Source organism: Chthoniobacterales bacterium (genome assembly GCA_018883245.1).
In the GTDB taxonomy this organism is placed as follows: Bacteria; Verrucomicrobiota; Verrucomicrobiia; order Chthoniobacterales; family JACTMZ01; genus JACTMZ01.
Map to the genome: position 1 here is coordinate 95,680 of VEQL01000003.1, position 23,395 is coordinate 119,074.

General features: G+C 63.2%; 17 protein-coding genes. 13 read left to right on the plus strand and 4 right to left on the minus strand.

The genetic code is table 11. The features are described 5' to 3' along the window. Positions 1 to 38: 38 nt before the first annotated feature. Positions 39 to 398 carry a 6-carboxytetrahydropterin synthase QueD gene (queD, locus tag FGM15_01905; GenBank protein MBU3664621.1) on the plus strand — a complete coding sequence of 120 codons (360 nt, stop codon included), beginning with the start codon at positions 39 to 41 and terminating at the stop codon, positions 396 to 398. On the opposite strand, the gene FGM15_01910 is transcribed toward queD, so the two are convergent. Next, positions 395 to 1,264: a carbohydrate ABC transporter permease gene (locus tag FGM15_01910; GenBank protein ID MBU3664622.1), complete on the minus strand. Its 870-nt coding sequence runs from the start codon at positions 1,262 to 1,264 to the stop codon at positions 395 to 397. The two genes, queD and FGM15_01910, sit on opposite strands and share 4 nt — an antisense overlap. Between FGM15_01910 and FGM15_01915 the strand changes: the two genes are divergently transcribed. Then, positions 1,140 to 3,902, plus strand: coding sequence for a hypothetical protein (locus FGM15_01915; GenBank protein MBU3664623.1), 2,763 nt, complete (start codon positions 1,140 to 1,142; stop codon positions 3,900 to 3,902). The two genes, FGM15_01910 and FGM15_01915, sit on opposite strands and share 125 nt — an antisense overlap. Next, positions 3,670 to 6,429 carry a hypothetical protein gene (locus FGM15_01920; GenBank protein ID MBU3664624.1) on the plus strand — a complete coding sequence of 920 codons (2,760 nt, stop codon included), beginning with the start codon at positions 3,670 to 3,672 and terminating at the stop codon, positions 6,427 to 6,429. The genes FGM15_01915 and FGM15_01920 overlap by 233 nt, the downstream gene beginning before the upstream one ends. 9 nt (positions 6,430 to 6,438) lie before the next feature. On the opposite strand, the gene FGM15_01925 is transcribed toward FGM15_01920, so the two are convergent. Both FGM15_01925 and FGM15_01930 read right to left on the minus strand, forming a co-directional pair. Continuing rightward, complete coding sequence (locus FGM15_01925; GenBank protein ID MBU3664625.1) at positions 6,439 to 6,789, minus strand: hypothetical protein; 351 nt, start codon at positions 6,787 to 6,789, stop codon at positions 6,439 to 6,441. 3 nt (positions 6,790 to 6,792) lie between these two features. Beyond that, positions 6,793 to 7,602: a hypothetical protein gene (locus tag FGM15_01930; GenBank protein ID MBU3664626.1), complete on the minus strand. Its 810-nt coding sequence runs from the start codon at positions 7,600 to 7,602 to the stop codon at positions 6,793 to 6,795. On the opposite strand from FGM15_01930, the gene FGM15_01935 reads away from it, so the two are divergent. Continuing rightward, entirely contained in the window at positions 7,601 to 7,963 is a 363-nt protein-coding gene (locus tag FGM15_01935) for an STAS/SEC14 domain-containing protein (protein MBU3664627.1), read from the plus strand. The genes FGM15_01930 and FGM15_01935 overlap by 2 nt on opposite strands. A gap of 101 nt (positions 7,964 to 8,064) precedes the next feature. Here FGM15_01935 and FGM15_01940 read toward each other — a convergent pair whose 3' ends face one another. Then, positions 8,065 to 10,314, minus strand: a complete 2,250-nt coding sequence (locus FGM15_01940; GenBank protein MBU3664628.1) for a hypothetical protein — start codon at positions 10,312 to 10,314, stop codon at positions 8,065 to 8,067. Positions 10,315 to 10,387: 73 nt separating this feature from the next. Here FGM15_01940 and FGM15_01945 point away from each other — a divergent pair, with 73 nt between their 5' ends. The 9 genes from FGM15_01945 (at position 10,388) to FGM15_01985 (ending at position 23,395) form a co-directional block, all read left to right on the plus strand. Next, positions 10,388 to 12,322: a hypothetical protein gene (locus FGM15_01945; GenBank protein MBU3664629.1), complete on the plus strand. Its 1,935-nt coding sequence runs from the start codon at positions 10,388 to 10,390 to the stop codon at positions 12,320 to 12,322. Then, positions 12,319 to 13,053 carry a response regulator transcription factor gene (locus tag FGM15_01950; protein ID MBU3664630.1) on the plus strand — a complete coding sequence of 245 codons (735 nt, stop codon included), beginning with the start codon at positions 12,319 to 12,321 and terminating at the stop codon, positions 13,051 to 13,053. Before FGM15_01945 ends, FGM15_01950 begins: the two co-directional genes overlap by 4 nt. A gap of 86 nt (positions 13,054 to 13,139) precedes the next feature. Continuing rightward, positions 13,140 to 13,847: a PEP-CTERM sorting domain-containing protein gene (locus FGM15_01955; protein ID MBU3664631.1), complete on the plus strand. Its 708-nt coding sequence runs from the start codon at positions 13,140 to 13,142 to the stop codon at positions 13,845 to 13,847. 3 nt (positions 13,848 to 13,850) lie between these two features. Further along, positions 13,851 to 16,139: a hypothetical protein gene (locus FGM15_01960; GenBank protein MBU3664632.1), complete on the plus strand. Its 2,289-nt coding sequence runs from the start codon at positions 13,851 to 13,853 to the stop codon at positions 16,137 to 16,139. A gap of 105 nt (positions 16,140 to 16,244) precedes the next feature. After that, the gene (locus FGM15_01965) at positions 16,245 to 18,056 is read left to right on the plus strand and encodes a hypothetical protein (GenBank protein MBU3664633.1); all 1,812 of its coding nucleotides are present in this window, start codon (positions 16,245 to 16,247) and stop codon (positions 18,054 to 18,056) included. Positions 18,057 to 18,238: 182 nt separating this feature from the next. Next, a complete protein-coding gene (locus FGM15_01970) occupies positions 18,239 to 18,559 on the plus strand; it encodes a hypothetical protein (GenBank protein MBU3664634.1) in 321 nt (106 codons plus the stop codon). Positions 18,560 to 18,624: 65 nt separating this feature from the next. Continuing rightward, entirely contained in the window at positions 18,625 to 19,989 is a 1,365-nt protein-coding gene (locus FGM15_01975; protein ID MBU3664635.1) for a TolC family protein, read from the plus strand. Beyond that, complete coding sequence (locus FGM15_01980; protein MBU3664636.1) at positions 19,986 to 22,394, plus strand: hypothetical protein; 2,409 nt, start codon at positions 19,986 to 19,988, stop codon at positions 22,392 to 22,394. Before FGM15_01975 ends, FGM15_01980 begins: the two co-directional genes overlap by 4 nt. Continuing rightward, positions 22,391 to 23,395: an HlyD family efflux transporter periplasmic adaptor subunit gene (locus tag FGM15_01985; GenBank protein MBU3664637.1), complete on the plus strand. Its 1,005-nt coding sequence runs from the start codon at positions 22,391 to 22,393 to the stop codon at positions 23,393 to 23,395. The genes FGM15_01980 and FGM15_01985 overlap by 4 nt, the downstream gene beginning before the upstream one ends.

Below are 23,395 nucleotides of genomic sequence, written 5' to 3' on the forward strand. Positions count from 1 at the left end.
TTTGCCGGGCGCGTGGCGGGACGCTACAAAGAGGGGCAATGACAGCGACTCTGACCAAAACTTTCCACTTCGAGGCGGCGCACACGCTGCCCCGCGTGGCGCCCGACCACCAATGTGCACGCATGCACGGTCACAGCTACAAAGTAGAGATTTCGGTGACCGGGCCGGTAGGCTCTGACACCGGTTGGGTGATGGACCATGCGGAGATTGGTGCGGCTGCCAAACCTCTCATCGCCCGCCTCGATCACCGCTATCTCAACGACATCCCCGGACTCGAGAACCCGACTTTCGAGAATATCGCGGCCTGGCTCTGGCGCGAACTCAAGCCGTCGATTCCTTTGCTCAGTGCGATCAGCGTCCATGAAACGCCGACCTCCTGTTGTGTTTATCGCGGCTAGTTGCGCAGGGTGATGTCCCGCAGCCGGGCCACGAGAAAACGGCTCAGCGCGAGGTAAAGCACAAGGACCGGCACGGTGACTACCAGTGCGCCGGCGGCAAAGATGCCGGGTTGTCCGTGCAGACTTTCGGTGTGGAGCATTCGCAAGCCGAGCGGAAGGGTGAAGAGAGAGGAGTCTTGGAGCAGGATTGCGGCGACGACATATTCGTTCCACGCGGCGGCGAAAGAGAACAGTGCCGTGACGGCCAGACCGGAGGCCGAAACGGGCAGGACCACGCGGAGGAATGTCTGCCCCGGGGTGCATCCGTCCATCGCCGCCGCTTCCTCGAGGCTCTCCGGAATGGTGTCATAGAAATTTTTCATCTGCCAGATGCAGAACGGCAGGATGGTCGCGAGGTAAACGAGGATGAGTCCGAAAAAAGTGTCGGTCAGGCGCAGTTTGACCAAGACGAGAAAAATCGGCAGAAGCAGCATCGTGGCCGGAAAAATCTGGGTGACGAGCAGGGCGCGCAGGACGGTGAGTCGGCCGAAGAAATGAAAGCGGGACAGCGCGTAGCCTGCGGTGGCCGAAAGAGCGACGCCAACCAGCGTCACGGCAAGCGATACCAGCAGGGAATTCGCCAACCACCGGACGAACCCGGTTTCGGTGGCGAGCTGCACGAAATTGTCCATGCTGGCGTGCGCCGGCCAATGCCACGAGGTGGCGCCTGCGGGCATTGTCGGTGCGAGTGCGGCGACGAGGATGTGCCAGAGGGGAACCAGTGCCACGAGCGATGCCGCAACGAGTGCGAAATACGAGAAAATGCGGGCCACAGCGCCGTGGGCAAGCAGGCTCTTCGGGGCAGGGGCGGAACTGTCGGTCGCCATGACGCGGATTGAGCGCACCAGAAAATCCGTCGTTTGTGCAAGGAAGAAGCGTGCCCCGCGTCCGCATATCTTGACAGCGCCGGACGCAGCGCTTGAAATTTTCGTTCCGATGCGCCGTGCCGTCCTGCTTTTTTGGCCCCTGCTTTTCGCCGCGAGCGTCTGCGCGGAAAAAAGCGTCTATGACGCGTCCGGGGCGGACGGCGTGCGCTACCGGATCAGCCGCGCGTCCGACGCATGGGAAATCCGCGTCACAGGTGCGGGGGTTGACGGGCCGGACCAGAGACTGTTTGCCGCCGCGGGAGCGCGGGGTAAGTCCGGCAGTCCGTTGCTTCCGCCGGATCTGTCCTCGGGTGCAGTGTGGCTGCCTTTTCCCGCGGATCTCGTGCTTGTTTCCGGTGCGTCGCAGCCGGGGGGCGGAACCGTCCTTTATCGCTGGAAGCAAACGCAATGGGGCGCGGCTGAAAAAGCGGACGGAGTTTCCGTGGCGCGCGAGCCGGCGCAACTCGTTATGCGCATCCCGTTTTCTCTCATTGGTGGCGACGCGAGCTTCGATCTGTCCGTTTTCCTCAAAGACATGGCGGCGGACGCGGGGCGCGGACGCTTTTACGGCTCGCTCGATCCGGCGGACGGCGCGGGTTCGGGCGAGCGCGTGGTCCGGCATCATCTCGCTGTGGAGTCCGCAAAGAGCGGCGTCCGTTTCCGCACGGGCGGGCGCACCGATCCCGCGTCCCCGAAGGTGCGCATTTACCAGCTCTTGCCGCGCTTGTTCGGCAACACCAACGAAACCCGCAAACCGAACGGGAAGCTTGAAGAAAACGGGACGGGAAAATTTGCCGACATCAACGCGGCGGCGCTCGACGGGCTGAAAGCCATGGGATTCACGCACCTCTGGCTCACGGGAGTGATGCAGCAGGCGACCGCCACGGACTACACCGCGATCGGTGAACCCGCCGACGACGCCGATCTGCTCAAGGGCTTGGCCGGAAGTCCCTATGCAGTCAAAGACTGGTTCGATGTCTGTCCCGATTACGCGGTCGATCCCGCGAAACGACTGGAGGAATTCAAGGCGTTGGTCGGGCGCGCGCATGACCGCGGTCTCAAGGTGCTGGTGGACTTTGTTCCCAACCATGTGGCGCGCAGCTACGCATCGACCGTCAAGCCGGAGCTTTCCTTCGGCGCGAAGGATGACCGCGGAAAATTTTTCAGTCCCGGGAACAATTTCTATTACCTCACTGCCGATTCGCATGCCGAGGGTCCGGGTGCGCCGTTGCGGCTGCCGACCGTCGATGGCGACGGGCGCGCAACCAGTCCGACCGTGCTTGCCGCGGGCGGTGGGGATGGTCTTTTCGATGGCGAGAAAGACCACGGCCGGGTCACCGGGAACAATGTGGTGAGTTGGTCGCCCGGTCCGGATACCTGGTATGAAACGGCGAAGCTCAATTACGGCTACAACTTCCGCGCGGCGGAAAAGGACGCACGGGCTTACCCCCACGGATCCCGTCCGGACATCGCGGTGCCGGACACATGGGAAAAAATGGATGCCGTCGTTGCCTATTGGCAAGGGCTCGGCGTGGACGGGTTCCGCGCGGACATGGCCCACATGGTTCCTCCGGAATTCTGGAGTTGGCTGATCTCTCGCGCGCGCGAACGCAATCCGCAGGTTTACTTCGTTGCCGAAGCCTACAACGACGACGAGGCGAAAGTTGCGTCGGGGGATTCGCAGGCCGCGAAAGCGACCGGGGGCAATGTCCTGTTGGAGTTGCTCAAGAGCGGATTCGACGCGGTTTATGACGATCCGTCCTATGACACCTTGAAGAATGTCTATCTCGGCAAAGCCACGGCCAACGACCTGGACAGTGCGGCGCGGCGCCCTTTCCTCTTCGACAATTCGCTCCGTTACGCGGAGAACCACGACGAAGTGCGCCTGGCGTCGCCGTCCCAATGGGGCGGTCTGGGGCCGCGCGTCGGCATGCCGGTGTCCGCGCTCCTGTTCGGAATGTCGCGGGGTCCGGTGATGGTTTACCACGGCCAAGAGGTCGGGGAACAGGCCGCGGACTCCGAGGGTTTCGGCAAGGATGATGCGCGCACCACGATTTACGATTACTGGTCCATGCCGGAATTCACCAAGTGGGTGAACGGCGGGAAATTCGATGGGGGCAAGCTGTCGGCAGAGCAGCATTCTTTGCGCGATTTTTACCGCCGGTTGCTTGCCGCTGTTGATGCCCCTGCCTTTCGCGACGGCGGCTTTTATCCGCTCAACCCGGACAACCTGGACAATCCCGGTTTCGGCCGCGTCGATGGAGGGAAGAGCGGCGAGTGGCTCTACGCCTATCTGCGCCATGACAGCGCAAGCGGCCAGCGGATGTTGGTGGTGGTGAACCTCAATCCCGGCAAAGCATTGCGCGATGTGCGCATCCGTTTTCCGAAAACGGCCATGCGTTTCCTCGGCTGGGATGCGCTTGCCGGATCGGAAAAAGCCGGCGTGGTTGCCCAAGATCGGCTCGGCGAAGTTCCCGGGGAAACAGCCGAGTTGGTTTCGACGCCCGCCGAGATGGAAAATCCAGGTCTTCTCATCAAAGAGCTTCAACCCCTCACCGCGGCGTATTACGAATTGTCGGCTCCTGCGGCCTCGCATTGACGGCCGTTTCCCGCCGCCCGATGACATGAAATTTCCACGAGCACTCCGAAGCTGCCCACTGGCCCGTTTCGCCTTCGTATTTCTCGTTTTGCCCGCGGTGCTCCGCGCGCAATCCGCGGCTCCGGCGCAAATCCCGAGTTTCCTCGGATGGATCCCCATGCAACCGGTCACCGCAGGACAAACGATCGAATTGGACATGCACCGGTTTTATTTTGCGGGGGGGAGCGACTTGGGGCTGGCCCTGCCGGGACCCGTCACGGGGCAATACAGTGCGGCTTTCGATGATCAGACCTTCGCCTTGCAAGTCGCTTTGGACAAAAAGGCGTCGGGGCTGATCGAGATCCCGCTCCGGTTTTTCAGTCACCCGCCCGAGGGGCCTGCGCTCGGGCGCAAGGAGACAGGCGTCGCGAGCATGGCTGCGGGTGGCGCGGCGGAGAAACCGGTGCTCGAGGGTGTGCTGCTCATCGGCGTGCGTCCCGCCGACGGCAATCACTTCGTTTACCGGCCCAAAGGGCGCAAAGTTGGCAAAGTCTGCGTGGCCGGCCAATTCAACGGCTGGAACACCACGTCGCATGAACTCAAGCCCGCGCCCGACGGATCATTCGAGCTTTTCGTTCCCATGTCCCCGGGTGCGCAGCAATACAAGTTCGTGGTCGATGGCGAATGGACGTTGGATCCCGAGAATCCCGAACAGGCCGACGACGGATCCGGCGGGCGCAACTCGGTGGCGCGCGTGGCTGCGACCGACCGCGGGAAACCCCCGGTTGTCTTTGCGCGCTCCGCGGAGAGCGGAAAAGTCGTCTTCCGTGCTGTGCGCGGCGGAAGCGGCATTGTGCAGGCTTCCACTGTCCTCCAGTTGCCGGATGGCAATAGCCGGCCGGTCCCGCACGAGATTTCCGGCGAGGATGTTGTCGTCGATGCCGCGGGCGCGCCCCCGGGTTCCTGGGTTCGTGCGGTGGTGAGTGATGCCAAAGGCAATGTGAGCAACGCTGCCCGCGCGCCGGTGCAAACGCCGGCGGAATTCCAATGGCAGGATGGCATCATCTACTACGCTTTCACCGACCGATTTGCCAACGGCGACCAGTCCAACGACCGACCGGTCAACGACGAACGCGTGCCCCCGCAGGCCAACTATCAGGGCGGCGACTTCCAAGGTATCCGGCGCAAGATCGACGAAGGCTATTTCTCCGATCTCGGCGTCAATGTGCTCTGGTTGGCCCCGCTCAACCGGAATCCGGACGGCGCGTGGCAGGAATATCTCCCGCCTTACCGCTTTTACACCGGCTACCACGGTTATTGGCCCGTTTCGCACACCGAGGCCGAGCCGCGCTTCGGGGGTGATGCGGCCCTCGAGGAAATGATCAGCGCGGCCCACGGCGGAGACATTTACGTCATCGCCGACCTTGTCCTTAAGCATGTCCATGCCGACCATCCTTTGCGCAAGGAGCGCCCGGAGCTTTTCGGGGCTCTCGAATTACCCGACGGCAGCAAGAATCTGCGGCGCTGGGACGACCACCAGTTCACCACATGGTTCGAGGAATGGCTGCCCGCGTTCGACTTCGACCGGCCCGAGGCGGTCAAATTCCTGATCGGCAACGCGGTCGATTTTGCCGTGCGCTACAAACTCGACGGCTACCGTCTTGATGCGGTCAAACACATCAAGCCTTCCTTCTGGTGGCGCTACCGCACCGCCATGCGCACGGCGGTCGATCCCGGACGCAAGGTTCCGCTCTACAGCGTGGGGGAGACCTTCATGGACCGCGAAGGCATAATGCGTTTCGTCGGTCCCAACATGCTCGACGGCCAGTTCGACTTTCCGCTCTATGACACCATCATCGACGTCTTCGCCAAACGGAAAAGCGGTTTCGAGGAGTTGGAGAAATCGCTTTCGTCGTCGGAGTCGGTTTACGGCAAGGAAACGCTGATGTCGCCGCTGCTCGGCAACCACGACAAGGCCCGGTTCATGGCCTATGCGGACGGCGATTTGCCCGATCCCTCGGAGTCCGACGAGGAGGAAGTCGGCTGGAAAAATCCGCCGAAGGTCGATGACCCGGCGGCCTACGAGCGCCTCAAGCTCGGCCTCACCTTCGTGCTGGGTATCGACGGCGTGCCGATGATCTACTACGGAGACGAAATCGGGATGAGCGGCGCGGGCGATCCCGACAACCGCCGGATGATGCGATGGGGCGACGGGGTGACCGCGGAGGAAAACAGCGTGCGCTCGCACTTTAGCAAGGTGGCCAAGGCGCGACGGGAGCACCCGTCCTTGCGCTACGGAAGCAGGCGGCCGCTGGTGGCCGACGGCGACCGCTACGCATTTGTCCGCGCACACCTCGGCGACAGCGCGCTGCTTGCCTGGAACCGCGGCGACAATGTGACCGAATACAAATTCGACGTTGCGCCCGAGATGGCCGACGGAACCTACGCGGATGTGCTTTCGGGCCGGGAGATCGAGGTCAAGAACGGCGAGACCGCATTCAAGCTCGAGCCGATGAAGTCGGCGCTGTTTGTCGCCAAGAAAGACTGACGCCGCGGGTCAGGCGGGCAGATTCTTCCAGACAAAAACGAGCACCGCGGCGAGAACCAGGCAAAGAAGCCAGAACTTCACCTGGGCCATCCGCACGTCCGGCTTCGCCCGGCGCCTCGAGCGCGCGTGCCGCATCGGTGTCGCGCCGCCGAGATAACGGTGATCCTTGGGACGCGGCAGGTCGATGGCCGCGACGTTGGCGGCCCGTAGCTTGACTTCCTGGACGGGCTTGGGTTTCGGCGCCTTCGGTTTGCGGCGCAGATTTTTTTCCATCTCGGCCATTTCGCGGACGAGCCGGTCATGCTCGTCCTGCAGACGCTGCACATGCTCGGATAGCGGATTGGTCGGCCGGCGGGGCATGGCTCAGGACGCGAGCTGCAGGAACCAGAGAACGAGACCCAAGAGGACGAGAGCGCAGAGCGGCAGGGTGAATGCGAATCCCGCCATGAGCCAGTAGCCGAAGCCTTGGCCGCCGCCCTCGGTGTCGAAGGGGCTCGCCTCGCCGCCGGTCTCGGTGTCCGCGCCGATTTGAGCCTGGGCTTTGACAAAAACAGAACGCGCATCCTCCACCGCGCCGAGCGCTTTCGAAAGTTCCTTGTTCAACTCCTCCGGGGCCCAGTCCTTGGGATTGATCGCTTCGAGCTCGTGCAGGTAATCGGTGAAACTCGTCTGCACGTTCTTGAGGATTTCCAGGCGCTTGAGTGTCTGGTCGGTCTCGCGTTGGATGGCGACGAGCGAGGAGGTGAACTTGTCCACCATCTCGTTGCGCCCGTTGTCGAACTGTTCCTGGCGACGGCTCAATTCTTCGAGCTTCGCTTTCTCCCGCTCCAGTTGCTCGGCTTGGCGCTTCAGCGCGATCAGGCGCTCTTGCGCCTGCGCGACTTGGTCGTCGATTTGTTCGATGCCGGGCGCTGCGGTGTCTTCATCGAGATTAAGGAAATCTTCGCGGGATGAGCGGTGTTCGGTCATAGGTCGGTCTCCGACCGGAAGGTAGGTTCCACGCCGCGTGTCAGGCGAGAAAAAATTCGACGCGTTGGCCCATCCCACAGGCCTCGCGGAGCACACGGGCTTCGCCCGGCATTCATGAATGAAAGAGTCGTCGAAGAGGGCAGCCGATGACCATGGCGGCGCAGGCTTGCGCCCTTCGGCAGCAAATCCGAGAGTATGCGTCATGGTCACGCTCTCACTCGATCAAGCCTCGGGCGTCCTTTTGCTGCACCCCGCGGGTCCTTTGACCGCGGAAGATTTCACGCAAATTGCCGCGACCGCCGACCCGTTCATCGAATCCAACGGCAGTCTCAAGGCCGTTGTCATCGAGGCCGCGCATTTTCCCGGATGGGAAAACTTCGGCGCGGCGGCGAGCCACTTCCGCTTCATCCGCGATCACCACCAAAAGATCCGCAAGGTTGCCATCGTCACCGATTCGCCGCTCGGCGCCGCGGCCGAACACCTGGGCTCTCACTTCGTGGCCGCCGAGATAAAGCATTTCCCGTCGTCCAGATCGTCCGAGGCGAAAGCCTGGGCTTCTGCATAACCACACGATCCCCAACGGCGTTGAATCACGCGGGCGTTCGCAGACCGTCCGGGCCAGCGCTCGGGTGTTGGTTGTCGACGCGGGATGCGCGTTGAAACTTCTCAGGCTTTCTTCGACCGGCGCCAGCGAACAAAGCCCGCGCCGCCGAGCAGCATCGCGGCGGCAGCCCACGTGCCGGGTTCGGGGATGATGCCGAACTTGAGGTCCAAGTTGTTGCCGTTCTGGACCAGATAGAAGCTGCCCTCGCCGAGCGGGTTGAGGAACCCGCCCGTTCCGTTGAAGGCTGCGACGTTCAGATTGAAGTTAGTGCTGTTGAAGCCATTGATGCCGCCGGCCGCGTTGAGGATGGTCCAAGTGTAGGTGGTCAACTTGTTCGTGGGTGCGGTGAAATTGACCGCGTTACCGTTGGTGTCGGGTGAAACGCCGGAGAGCGACCAGAGGTTGATGTTGAACTTGTTCGTATCCGAAAGGCCGGTCAGGTCGAGCGCGCCCGTGATATTGATCAAGTCCCAGCCGGTCGAACTGCCCGCCGCGCCGGTCGCGTCATGGATTTGCCAGTTGTAGTTGCCGCCGCCGTCCCACGTGGCGTTGCCGGCGATGGTTTGCGTGCCGGGTGAATTGCCCGGGCTGATCGTGCCGCCGGAGCCGACGATGAGGCCTCCGATCGATCCCGAACCACCGAGGGTGGCTCCGCTTTCCACGGTGAAAATGCTGCTATTGACCGCCCCGTTCACCACCATGGTCCCGCCGCTCACGGTCGTCGCGCCGGAATAAGTGCTGGTGCCGGAGAGGGTGAGTGTGCCCGCGCTGTTTTTCGCCAGGCTTCCCGCGCCCGAGATCGCGCCGGACGAATTGCCCGATTGGACGGTCACGACTGTCGCGTTGCTGATGTTGATGTTGCCGCCGGTGTAGGATTTCACGGCAGTGTTGGCTCCGGTGACATTGACCGTGCCACCCGAGACGTTGGTGATCGTGGTGTTGTTGCCCGCCACGTTGAGTGTCGCGGTGCTGGTGACGGAAGCCACCGTGCTGTTCGCCGAGGAGAGTGTCGTCGTGCCCGCGTTGAACTGCGCGCCGCTGACGGTGCCGGCATTGGTCAGCGTGCCGCCGTTGATGATCAGGGCATTGGCGATGCTGAAGTTGGCGAGGTCCAGCGTGGTGCCGCTGGCCAGCGTGACCGAACCGGACCCGAAGGCCGACGCGTGGCCCGCCGTCAGTGTCCCCCCGTTGAGCAACGTGCCGCCGCTGAAGGAATTGGAGGCCGCCAGCGACAATTCGCCGTCACCGGTTTTGGTCAGGCCGCCGGCGCCGCTCATGGCGCCGCTCACGGTCGTGTTGTTGCTGCCGCTGATGGTGAGCTGGTTGCCGTTGTTGTTGATGGCGCCCGCGAAAGTGAGTTCGCCCGCGGAGGCGTCGAAGGTTTGCGCCGCTCCCAACGTGACCTGGTTGGAGAAGGTCTGGCCGTTGGCACTGAGGTTGACGATGCCGTTCGAAACCGTCATGGCATTGCCTGAAATGGAGAAATTTCCGGCGGTGTTGGTGAAGATGATGCTTTTGAGCTGCAGCGACGAGGAGGAGTTGGTGGTGTTGGTCATCCACGCACCCGCAAAGACCAGCGTGTCGCCGTTCATCGGCGTGTTGTTGCCGTTCCAGTTGCCATAGGCATTGGTGCTTTCGTAATCATTCCAATTCCCGGTGAAGAGGTCGCCGATCCAAGTCAAAGTGGAGGCCGCGCGGAGGGTGGCGGTGCCGCTCAGACTGGGGTTCTGGTTGGTTCCGCCTGTCGCGCTGATGGCGGTAGCTCCCTGGTTCCAGCCGTCTCCCCAGGCGGCGGCACGAAACGTAGTCATCGTGGTGGCCGCGTTGGATGCGAAAGTGACGTTGAGCGGAGCACCGCCCGCATTCGTGCTGACCGAGTCGGTCGAGGCCAGTGCGGTGGCGTAATTGTCCCTGTTCCAATACCAACCGGCGCTGGTTCTGCCGTTTGTGGTCCGGTAGAAAATACTGTCGAGGGCCGAGAAACTGAGGGAGTAGTTGGCCGCCGGCGAGACGGTGAATTGGAAATAATCGCCATTGAGCAATGCCATGGAAGCGCTGCTCGCGCCGAAGCTGTTGGCGGCGAGCGTGTTCAGGACATTGACGGGAGAGATGCCGTAGCCCAGAGTCAGGGGCGTCGCCGCTACACCTGTGGCCGCGTAATTCGTGGCAGCGCTGGCTTGGCCGCCTGTGTCGTAAACGCCCCATCTCACGAGATTCGACTGCGCCCAGCCCGGAGAACTTGCGGTGGCAAGCAGCAGAGTGGCGAGGAGGAGACTGCGGTGGAGACCGCTCGGCTTGGGCTTCGTAGTCATGGTAGTAGTTCAGAAATTGCTGCGCTCATGATCGCAGCTTGAGAAAGATGCACGAGATTTTTGGGACGAATCGGTGGAAAAGCGGGACGAATCTGCGGAAGGTCACGGTGTGGTGCGCGATGACCTTTACGCGGTCTTGTCTTTTGCGTCCTCCGCGCGTTACGTGCGCGTGATGTCACGACCGGTCCGGATCACGCCTTGGTGTTTGTGCGTCGCGCTGTTTGTGTGGTTGCCGGCGATGGCGCGTGCGGCGGAACCGTCGCCGGTGGTCATCGACGGGCAGCCTTTTCTCGCCGAGCTCGGACCGCATCTCGCGTTGCTGCAGGACCCCTCGGGCGCGCTGACGATCGATGACGTGCTGACACCGGGGCAGGCTTCGCAGTTCGTGCCCGCATCCGTGCCGGTGCCGACGTTCGGCTTCACCAAGGCCGCGGTCTGGATGCGCTTCGAGATCGAATCGCGCAGCGCGCGTGACGAACCGCTAATGGTCGAGTTGGGTATGGCGCGGATGAGCCGGTTCGAATGGTATGTGGTGGCCGACGGCCGGCTCGAGCAGGGCAGGCAAACGAACCACCGACCGGGTTCATTGCGGAGCGGGGATGGCTGCCGATATCCGACGTTGTCGCTGGTTGTGCCGGCCGGCGGGAAACGGACGGTCTTGGCGCGTGCGCAGACGGATACCTCGATGTGGTTGCCCTTGACCGTGGGGTCGCCGCTGGAGTTCGACAATTTCACCGCGCGGCGCGACTTCCGCGATTTCGTGCAGGTGGGATTTTGTGCCGCGTTGTCTTTGCTCGGATTCGGGCTCTGGCTGGCGGGCGGGCGCAACCGGCAATTCCTCGGCGTGGGGGTGGCCATGGCCTTCGGGTTGCTGCATGCGATGATCTTCAACGGTCTCTATGTCTGGTTCGGTGGCCCGTGGCCTGAGTGGTTCTCGCGTCAGGGTGCGCTGCTCTGCTCCATGCTCTTCACCATCGTCTTCATCAAATTCAACGAAGACTTCCTCGGCTGGAACGCATTGTGCGCGGCGCAGAGGCGGGTGTTGGCGGCCAGCTATGTCGTGGGCGCTATCGCGTTGGCCATCGGACTTTTTCTGCCCTACGGCATCGCGGTGAAATTCCAGTTGCCGCTGCAGCTTCTCGCTCTCGGCGGTGCGGCCGGCGTGGCCGCGACGCAGTGGGTCCGTTGCCGGGGTGCACGCCTCGGCTTGTTCACCACCGCGTGGCTCATTTTTCTCGGATCGCTCGGTCTGCTCGTCATGCAGTTCAACGGCCTTCTTCCCGTGCTCCTGTCGCCGGCCGACGTGATGCGCATTATTGTGCCTTCGGTCTTCGTGGTTTTCCTGCTGGCCAGCGCCAATTCCTACCGCGCCGTCCTGCAGATGCAGACGCAGGTGGCGGAATTGCGCGAGGCCGAGACGTCGGCTCGTCTCGAGTCGCTGCGCTACCAGCTCAATCCGCATTTTCTGTTCAACACGCTCACCTCGATCCAGGAACTTGCGCACGAGGCACCGGCGCGCATCCCGCCTCTCGTCGCGCGTCTGGCCGACTTCCTGCGTCTACGACTCAAGCCGGAGCCGTTGCCCGTCATCACTCTGGCGAAGGAGTTGGAATCGGTGCGCTCCTACCTCGAGATCGAGCAGGTGCGCTTCGAGGAGCGGCTGAAGGTCGACTATGACATCTCTGCCGAGGCCGCCGCCTGTGCGTTGCCCGAGATGGTGCTCATGCCTCTCGTCGAGAATGCCGTGAAATACGGCTTCGAAGATTCCGACCGCGTCGGGATCCGCCTGATGGCGCGCGTGCAGGACGGCCGCTTGAACATTCGGGTGGAGAACAACGGTTCGTTGCACGAGGGGCGTCGCCGCGGCTCCGGCGCCGGGGTGGGGGTGGAAAACATCCGGCGGCGCCTCGAACTGCGCTACGGCAGCGCGGCCCGTTTCGATTTGCGGCAGGAGGGCGGACACGTGGTGGCGGAGGTGGAAATTCCGGCACAGACCCCGCAAGTATGAAGCCGGTGCGTTGCCTCGCTGTCGATGACGAGCGCCTTGCGCGCCGGCATGTCGTGCGTTTGCTTTCCACGCGCCCGGACATCGTGGTGGTGGGCGAAGCGGGCAGCAAAGCCTCCGCCCTGCGGGCCATTCGCGAGCACCAACCGGAATTGCTCCTGCTCGATGTGCAGATGCCGCGCGGTGGCGGTTTCGACGTGCTTGCCGCCTTGGACAACCCCCCGCATGTGATCTTCGTCACCGCATTCGACCGTCACGCCACCCACGCCTTCGAGGTCAACGCGATCGACTTCCTCCTCAAACCGATCAACGAGGAACGTTTCCACCGTTCCCTCGATCGCGCGGTGCGGCTCATCCGCAGCGGCGCACTCGATGTCGCGGCGGTCAGGCCGCAATTGCAACCGGACGATCTCGCGCTCGTGCCGCTCGGCGGATCGGGGCGCTTTGTCGGCGTGGACGACATTGTTCTTGTCGAAGCCCAGGGAAATTACTCGCGCATCACCACGCGCGACGGGAAACACCTCACCGCGCGGCAGACGCTCAAGCAGTGGTCTGCCTGCCTGCCGCCGGAAATGTTCGTGCAGCTCGATCGCGGGCTTATCGTCAATCGTCACTGCATCCGCACGGCCGAATTTTCCGTGCGCTCGGCGCTGGTCAGGCTCGGGGAGCACGGCCAGAAACTGCATTTGGGTGCGGCCGCGGCCTCGCGCTTGCGCGAATTGCTCGCGCCTTGAGACATTATCGCGCCGATTCGTCACGGTTTTACGCCGATTCGTCACATGTTTTTCGACGACACAAATAAATCGCGCTTCAGTGAAGCATGCGCAAGTTGCCCATTTTCCTCGCCGCTGTAGCCACACTGGCCTTCGTTCCCGTGCAAGCCGCGATCATTTTCACCGTCAACGGCACCGTGACGACAGCGGCCGCCGGATGGAACCTCAACGACCCGGTGACGTTCACTTGGACATTGGCCGGCAACACGCCCGAAGCATCAGCCGGCGCCACGACCATGACCTGGTCTGAGGAACTGTCCACGCAACCGGTCCTTTTCGCCAATGTGACCGGCACCGGACTGACGGGGACTTATACCCGGCCCGTCCAATTCCTCGGCAGTCCGTATTCTTTTCTCCAAGTGAATCTCGAGCCAGCGACCCTCATTTACGCAGGAACCGATGCGGAGTTTATCGGGCTCTACGCGCCGAACAGCTCTCAAGTGTTCAGGGTCTTTGCCAACGTAGGAGCCGCGTTCGGTTATGCCATGCAAAATCCCGCGCCGTCGCCCGATACCTACTTTCCGAGCTATTTGGGAACATACAGCTCGGTCACGACTTCATCCTATCCCATCCAAAGTTCCGTCAGCACCGCGAGCGGAACGATGGAGTTTAGCCCGACCTCATTCACCATTTCCCAAGTCACAGAACCCGTTCCCGAACCCGGCACCTGGGTCGCCGCGGCGCTGCTCGCCGGCGGTGCGGCTTTCGTGCGCTGGCGCAAACGCCGCGACGAAGGGCCGAAAGAAGCAGCCTGAACGATGCGCGCCCGCAACCTGAAAACCCCGCGCAAGTTCAGCGTTGTCATGGCGCCGCCTTCCGCGATCGCCGGTTTTTTCCTTGCGGCCTTTCTCTTTCTTGCTCCCGCCGCGCAAGCGGCGGACGGGACATGGAGCGGGGGTTCGGGCAGCTTGTGGAGCGACACTGGCAATTGGAGCGCGTCGCCGGTGCCGGGTTCGGGCAACACGGCGACGTTCAATAGTGCCGGCAACGGCAACACCACCATCGATTTGGGCGTGGGTGTGACGATCAGCAACCTTGCGTTTGATACCGCGAATGCCGCGGCTTACACGATCGGTTCGGGTGCGGTCGGTTCACAGACGAACACCCTCAATAACAGCAACGCTGTCATCGCGGTGGCCGGAACGGTCGCCAATAGCCAAGTCATCAACGCCAACATCGTGCTGGGCACCGCGATCACGGGCACGACGCGCATTGCCAATGACGCTTCTGGCGCCAGTGGTGTGGCTCTGAATTTGGCCGGCAACATCACCGGCGGCACGGGAGGAACGGCAGGGACAAAAACCGTGATTGTTTCCGGGACGGGTGCGGTGAACCTCCAAGGCGCCATAACCAGAGGCGGAGCGAGCAGCCTCAATTTGTTGAATCTCGGAACAGGAACTATGACGCTCAGCGGCAGTGCCACCAGCGTTCTCAGCACCCTGCGGGCCACGAACTCAAGTGGTCGCATCATCGTGGATGGTCAAACCGTCAACGTGAGCTCTAACTCACAATTCGGAAATAGCAGCGGCAACGGAGGAAGTTTTGAACTGAGATCGGGAAGCGCAACATTCTCCAATGGCCTCACAGGCACCGGTGCCTACGCTGCCCAGGAAGTTAAAATCACCGGCGGAACATTCACTGCCAGCACCGTCTCCGCGACCAACATCGTGGTCAACGGCGGAACTTTTTCCAGCGGCATCACGCGAGGTGCGTTCACGCTCGATGGTTCAGCGGCTGCCGCCTACATCGGCGCCAACATTGCGTCGAACACTCCCCTCGTAAATCTCGTGCAGGGCACGCTCGGCGCGAAGGTGGCATCCGTTGTCATCAATAACCCCAGTCTCACTTTGTCTGGCGCAGAAGTGACAATTAAGGCTGCCGATGCCGGCGATGTGGCACGCACCATAAGCATCTGGAGCCCCGTTTCCGGAGCCTATGGATTTACGAAGACGGGCGGTGGAGCGCTGAAGATCGAGACAGCTGCCACTAATGCGATCGATAGTCCGGCGACACTCAACACCTACAGCGGCACGACCACGCTGGAAGCCGGGCAGCTGATTCTAAACAAACCCACGGCTTTGGGCACTGGCGCCTTCGTCATTCTCGGGGGCTCTATTGACTGCACGACCTTCATGTATACGAACGTCACTCTCAGCAACAACAATGCGCAGAGCTGGAACGGTGACTTCGCCTACGTCGGTTCCGTCACAAATTTGAACCTCGGCGCAGGCGCGGTGACGATGAACGCCAGCCGCACGGTCACCGTGAGTAACAACGAACTCACCGTGGGCGGCGCGATCAGCGGATCCGGCTACGGTTTGACAAAGGCGGGCGCGGGCACGCTGAACCTTACCGGCGCGAGCACCTATTCGGGCGCCACGGCGGTGAACGCGGGCACGCTCAAGGTGAACGGATCGGTGGACAGCAGCGTGACCGTGAACAGCGGCGGCACGCTGGCCGGCAGCGGCTATGTCGGCGGGCTCATCGTCGGTTCGGGTGGCACGATCAGTCCGGGCAACTCTCCGGGCACGCTCACGGCCACCAACGCGGTGTGGAATGCCGGCGGCAACTACAACTGGCAGATCTATAACGCCACGGGCGCGGCCGGTTCGGGTTGGGACTTGCTGACCGTCACCGGAACACTCGACCTGTCCGCACTTTCCGTCGGCAGCGAATTCAACATCAACATATGGTCCTTGTCGCAGGTCACACCCGACGTGGACGGCGAGGCGATCAACTTCAACCCGGCGCAAAATTACTCTTGGACCATCGCCACCGCGTCGGGCGGTATTACCGGCTACAGCGGCACCAGCCAGTTTTTGATCAACACCAACGCCACCAAAGGCGCCGCCGGTTTTGCCAACCTGCTTGATGGCGGTAACTTCTCCGTCGTTAAGAGCGGAAGTAATCTCAACCTTGTCTTCACCTCGGCCAGCGCCGCGGTCCCCGAACCCGGCCCATGGGCGGCGGCAGCGCTGCTCGCCGGCGGCGCAGGCTTCGTGCGCTGGCGCAAACGCGCGAATGTTTCCCAAGGGCAGGGAACGTAGAGGGCCGTGGCCCGCGATCGGTTCCGCCTTTCGAATTCGCGGCCAAGCTGTCCACCATTTGCCATATGGTGACAGCGCGTTAAGGTGCGGGGGATTTTTTGTTCCATGGAAAACGAAGAGCCGAACATTTTTGTAAAGACGGGATCCGCGGTGGCCGACTTTTTCACCCGCTGGTGGCGCGAGGCGACGGGCCCGATCGAATGGCATCACGCGCAGACGCCATTCCATGCGGTTTTGCGTCGCGTTCTGCTGTGGGTTCCGGTGGCGGTTTTGGCGGCTGTGGTTTTCGGCTCGATCGGGTTGCACTTTTTTGTCGGCTGGCGGGCGCGCGATCTGGCACGCAAGGCGGTGGCCAGTGCGGAGGAGGGGCGGTGGCCGGCGGCGCAGGTGCAGATCGGTTCGGCCCGCAACCTCCGCCCTGAGGATCCGGCCGTGCAATGCGCGCTCGCGGTCATCGAGACGAAGATGGGGTTGCCTTCGGCCGCAAAGACGTGGAGTCAATTGCCCGAAGGTTTTCAACTGACCAAGGAGGAACTCGAAGCGCGGGCCTTGGCCATGATGCGCAACGGCGACGAACCGCAATATGCCGAGGCTCTGGCTGCGCTGGAGGAGGCCGGGTTCGGGGCCGAGGCTGCGGCCATCCGGGTGGAGAGGAATGTGTCCCGCGGCAATTTGCAGCAGGGTATCGCCGAAGCGCGTGCGGCTGTGCGGTCCTCTGACACCCCGGCCCACCGACTCACTTTGGCGCGTCTTCTGTTGGCCCGGCATGGTGTTTTCCTGCAAAGCTCGAACTCGCCCGGGCCCGAAGATCTCGCGGGTGCGAAGGAAATTTCGGACATCGCGGACTCTCTGCTGGGCGCACCCGAAGGCGAGCAACTCTTGGCTTTGATCTTCGCCAATTTGCGTCTTACGGGGAGCCAACGGCAGCGCTGGTCCGCCGCCGCATGGAAACGTCCCGCCCCGGACAACCCCGCTTTGCTCCCCGCCGCCACGGCTATGATCGCTGCCGGCGATGCCACAAGGGAGGAAATGACCAACCGGCTCAAAGCCGTGTATGCAGGGGCCGAGCCTTCACGGAAAACCGCCTTGGCCGCATGGCTGGTCATGCACGGCGGCGATCCCGAGGGTGCCCTGGTTTATCTGCCACCCGCGGAAGCAACGCGCCATGCCAACGCGTTCCTCGCGCGCTGCGCAGCGTTGTCCTCGTTGGGCCGATGGGAGGAGTTGCGTGCGCTGGCCGAAGGACCTGGCAGCGTGCCTCGCAGCTTGATGTCCGCCGTGGCGGCGCAGGCGAACGCCAAACTTGATCGCGGAGCGCAGGCCGAGAAATTTGCGCAGGACGCCGTGCGCACCGCCGCCCGCGAAGGCACCATCGTCATGACCCTGCGCCTGCTCGACGAATCGGGATTCCGCGAACTGGTCGACAGGGAGGTTGTTGCGCTGTGCGGCGAAACCGGGACATCGGAGCTTTTCTTCCGCTTGGCGCGCGAACGCTTCGGCCGCGGGGGGCAACCGGCAAGCCTGCAAGCCGCTTACGAACGTGCCGCCGGAGCTTCCCCGCACGCCACGGCCGTCCAGAGCCAACAACTTTATGACAGACTGCTCTCCGGGTCTCCTGTCGATCCACAGCAAACCGCCGCCGCGCTGGCCGCGTCGCCCACAGATGTGAATCTTCGCCTGACGCACGCCCTCGCTCTGCTCAAAACCGGCCGTGCGGCCGAAGCCCTGGCCGTCTTCGATGAATTCGACGTTTTCGTCGAACAGTTGCCGCCCGGCCAGCAAGCCATCGCCGCCGCCATTCTCGGTGCCAACGGCCAAGGAAAGGCGGCAGAGCAACTGGCTCGCTCGCTCGACCCCGACTATCTTGCCCCCGGTGAGTATGCCCTCATTGCGGAATGGCGGGCGGCCAAAGACTGAGCGCAGGACCGCACTGCGCGGCAAGATTGTCCCTGTGCTGGGTAATCGGGCTTTTTCGGTTTCTGCTGCTTCGCCGCAAGCGACTTCGATGACGCGCGGCTTTCCTGTGTCCGGAATTCCATGATCTCGGCGCTGCGGAAAGAGTTTGACCGCCGAATTACGGTGCTTAGTTTGTGCACCTCATGAGCCTTGGGCGCCGCTTCCGTATCCTTTGGATGGCCGGTCTGTCGCTGTTGGCGGTGACTCAACTCACCCATGCGTTCGAGCATTGGGAGATCGCCGCCAATGCGGATTGCGTGTCTCACGCCCATGCCGATGCAGACCATGGCGACGGCGGTTCGCGCCACGATCACGGCTGCACTTCGCATGACCACGCACCAGCGCTTCCGGGCGGCATCTTTCTGCTCACCGTCACCGAAACGGTCGCCGTCGTGTCGTCGGATCATCTCGGAGTGCCTGCGCCGCGATCGTCTTCGATCGATCACCCGCCTCAATTGTCCTGACCTGCGACAGGCGAAGTGTGCCTGTCGCCCCGGCGTGTCTGCCGGACCCGCGCATCTCTTGCCGGATGCGTTCATGCCGCCGACCGGCGCGGCTCGAGTATCTGCCGGTCATCAGGACCATGAAAACACAATCAACATTCGGGAAAATTGCGATCGCGCTCTGCGCGGTGGTCGCATCGGAAGGCGCCGCTGCGGAGTTGTCGCTGCAGGATGCGGTCAACACCGCGCTGATGAACAACCGCGAACTTGCCGCGGCACGCCATGTGGTGGGGCAGGGGCAGGGGCGCTTGCGCCAGGCGGGCCTGCTGCCCAATCCCGAGGTGGAGTTCAACGGCTACGGCGATTTTGTTTCCGGCTCCGAAGGCGAGGGGGCTTTCGTCATCGGGCTGCACCAGTGGTTCCCGCTGACGGCGCGGCTCGGCTTGGCGCGGCAGGTGGCCCGCGTCGATGTGGCCATGGCGCTCCGCGAAGTGCGCAACCGCGAACGTCTGCTGGTCGCCGAGGTGCAGAAAGTTTACGCGCGCGCCCAGGCGGCCCGCCGTCGTGAGCAATCCTCGGCCCAGGCACGCAACGATTCGTCCGACCTCGTGTCGCTCGCGGGAGAGCGGCTCGCCTCGGGTCAGGGTTCGCTCGCCGAGTCCGCACTCGCCCGTGTGGACGAGCAGCGCTGGGGAAATGCGGCTGATGTCGCGGCGGCCGAAGCGGAAAAATGCCTCCTCGAAATGAAAACGGCGCTCGGCCTGGGCGCCGACGCTCCGCTCTCTCTCACCCAGTCGCTGAAGTCGGTGGTCGATGAGTTGCGCGACAAAGCGCGGAGCGGGCGCATTTCCTGCCGTCCCGACATGGAACTGGCCATGCTGGCCGCGGACAAATCGTCCGCCGAAGTCGCGTTGGCCAAGGCGGGCGCGTGGGAGGGAATTCGTCTCGGCATCGAATACATGCAGGATCGAAGCGTGGACCAACCGGGCGGGATTTCCACCGGGGATTTTCTCGGCGTGAAAGTCACGCTTCCTTTGCCGGTGTGGGACCGCAAGGTGGGCGAAACACAGGAGCGTCAGGCTGCGGCGGAAGCCAAAGCTGCGCAGTTGCGCGCGCTCGAACTCGAGGTGGCCAACGACATCGCTGCCGCGCGCCAACAGGCGGCTTTGTTCGAGAAGCAGTGGTCGCGATACCGCGGGACAACAGAACCGCTGGTCGAGTCGGGAAGCCGCGAAATTTCGCAGGGATTCAGCGAGGGCCGCGTCGATGCGCGCGATCTCCTGATGGTCCGGGCGCAGAACGCGAGCCTGCGCGTCGAATCAACAGCCATGCTGGAAAACCTTGCCCTCGCGCTCATCGATCTTGAAGCGGCGGCGGGAAGTCATCCGGCCATGTCCGCGCCGTATTTGCAAGAGGCGCCGCTGCACCGCAGGAAGAAAACGAAATCATGAACCTCCCGGCTTCGCACTCACCGGCGACGATGGGGAAACCCGCTCCCGCATTCGTGTTCGATCCGCTTCCCGAATGGCCGAAAGACGCCGCCCCATCTGTTTATCCCTTCGTTCGACCGAATCTGCCGGGCGAGGCACCAACCCCCGACCCGCTGCGGAACACGAGCTTCGACGCCGACCTCGCGCATCGCGCGTGCACGGAGCTGGTCTCCTACGCGCTGAGGCCGGTCGCACACCATGCGTCCCCCGCAGGAAGTTTCGTTGTCCACGACGCCGGCCTCGAAATCGAAGTGCGCGGCCCCGGCGAGTTGCGCTTGGACTTCGGCGTCGTAAGTGCAGGCTGGCTGGAGTTCGAGTGCGATTCGCTCCCGGAAGGCGTGACGCTCAGCATCAGCGAATACCTGCGTCCCGCCTTGGTGAACGCCGGGGCGGTCAATCCGGTGAAGACCGCCCGGCCCATGCGGGTCGCGGGCTCGACCTGGCGCCTGACGCTCAACCCCGAGTTCTACGAAGGCGTGCGCTTTGGCTGGCTGCACGCCCCCGAAGTAGCCCCGTGGCGGCTGCGCAACCTCCGCCTTGTCTGCCAAGCCCGGCCCGCGAACTACCTCGGCTCCTTCTCGTGCGACGATCCCATCTTGGAACAGATCTGGGAGGTCGGAGCCACGACGGTGCGGCTCAATTTTCTCAAGGACTACATCGGCGCGATCCTCATGGAACGCAGCGACCGCCACTCGTGGACAGGAGACGCCCATGTTTCCCAGGCCGTGGCCATGCCGGTGTTTGGCAACTTCGGCTTTGTGCGCGCCAACCTCGACCGCACCGCGGGCGACACCAACGGGATCGAGGGCTTCTCGCTGTATTGGATTCTCTCGCTCCTCGACTACGTGTTGTGCTCCGGCGATCGCGAAGCGCTCCGCCACTACCTGCCGACCGTGCGCGCGAAGCTCGACCACGCCATGTCGGTCGTCTCCAAGCGGCTCCCGCTGGTCTTTTGCGGACACGACGACCGGACAGGTGGCGCCTTCGAAGAGCCCGACATCGAGGAGAACCGCCGCTTCTTTCACTATCTCGCTTGGAGAACCGTGCGGGCGGTGCGAGATGTGCTCGACTGGATCGACGGCGACGCCAAGACGGCGGAATGCTGCGACCGGTGCGAGTCCTTGCTCTCCGTCAATCGTCCCCCCGCGATTGAGGCGGGGCTGCACGAGGGAACCGAGGCGATCCTCGCCGGCCAGCCAGTGGATGCCGCGTTCCTGGAACGTGAATACCAAAACCCCGCGCGTTTCGTCTCCTACTCGCCATTCAACAATTTCTTCGTGCTTCAGGGCATGACCGCGGCGGGCTGCCACACCTCCGCGCTCGCTTTGCTCAAGCGATGCTGGGGTGAGATGCTCGCGCTCGGTGCCACGACGTTCTGGGAATCGTTCCGGCCGGAGTGGCGCGACTTTCTCCCCGCCTGCGAGCAGATCCCCAACGGCATGCATGGCTTCACCAGCCTCTGCCATCCGTGGAGCGCCGGCCCGACACGCTGGCTGACGGATCATGTGCTCGGCATCCGCCCGATCTCCCCGGGCTACGCCGACTTCGTGTTCGATCCGATTTCCGACAGGCCCCGCATCGTTTCAGGATCGGTGGCCACGCCGCATGGAGTCATTCGCGCGGGCATTGATGACGACGTCGCTTGGGTCGAGGTGCCCGCAGGCTGCCGCTGTCATGTGAACGGCCGCGCCTGCCCGGCCGGGCGGCACGAGGGCCTGTCCCTGCCTCGCTCGAAATCGTCGAACACGGCCGCGCCCGAGCCGCGATACGCCGGCCGCTGGGAACCGGACGGCACGCTGGCGGACGCGATGTCGGGAGGAGCCGAGTGGATCGCGTTCTCGGCCCAGGCGCCAGACGCGGACCTGAGCAAAATCCGCTCCGCCACCGAGGTCATCGTGCCCGACCAGCGCCCCCACGGTCGGGCCTGGAGACACCATTACGCCGATGTGCAAGGCCCCTTCTCCGGAGCGCTTCGCACCTGTTATCCCTCCGTGGTTCAACAAACCTTCACAGTGGATGTGCGGCGTCCGAAGAGCGTTGCCTACCGCCTTGGCATCTATTGCCGGGACCTGCACCGCGAAGGGATTCGCCAAACGGTGGAGGTCCTCGGGCTCGACAGCAAAACCCTGCTCGCCCCGACTCGCCTGCTTGAAAATTTCCAAGACGGGCTAGTCCTCTGGATCGGCTGCACCGGCGGCGTGCGTATCCGCATCTGCGACTTCCCGGGCATAAACGCTTCCCTCAACGGGCTCTTCTTCTCAACCCAGACCATGCCACATGGCCACCCACCCAACACCGGCAGAGTTTGCCAAGCCAACGAACCAGTTTCGTCCCTGGCTGTTTCTGGTCCTCAACGACGAGCATGAACGCGGTCCTGGCGAAAGCCGCTGCACCGCAGGAAGAAAACGAAATCATGAAACTCATCCTAACCATCGCCATCATTGCCGTCGCCGCGTCAGCGCTGAATGCCGGGCCCGGCCACGATCATCCCGAAGAACCGGGCGGAGCCGCAGTGCAGGGCGGGCCTGTGGAGTTGACGCAACAACAGGCCGACAATCTCGGCCTGCAGACTGTTGAAGCGGAAATCACCGAACTGGCGCCGACCTTGGAAGTGCCGGCCGTCTTCGTTCTGCCGCCCGAACGCCACGCGCGCATCACGGCGCCGTTTGCGGGTCGCGTCACCGCGCTCCTGGCCAAGCTCGGCGATCACGTGCAGCGCGAACAACCGCTTTTGCGTGTCACTCCGTTGGCCGTGGGAAGTCCGCCGCAGGAAATCAAAGCCCCGCTCGACGGGGTCATATTCGAACAGGATGCGGTCATCGGCCTCCCTTTCACTCCGGAAACCACGCTCATGCAGACAGGCGATTACCGCGAGTTGCTGGCACGCGGGAGTTTTTACCAATCGCCCGAACTGACGCGCGTCGAGCCCGGGCAAAAGACCGTGGTCTTGCTCGACGTTTTCCCGGGCGAACGCTTCGAGGGCAAGGTGCAGCGCGTTGATCCCGGGCACACGGATGGCAGCGCGTTCTTCCACATTTACGCGCTGGTGCCGAATCCCGAAGACAAGCTGCATCCGAACTATCGCGGACGCATGCTCATCGAAACCGGCGCGCCCCAGACCGTTGTGGCCGTGCCGCGACGTGCCGTCCTCGGCCGATTGGGAGCGAAGTTCGTCTATGTGCAGACCGCACCGCTGCATTTCGAGCGGCGCGAGGTGGTCGCCGGTCTGGTCTCGGGCGACCGCGTGGAAATTGTCGAGGGCGTGCTGCCCGGCGATGCGGTTGTGACCAACGGCCACTACCAACTGCAATACACCGGGGGCGGCGGGGCACCCGCCGAAGAAGCCGGTCACGATCACGCGCACTGA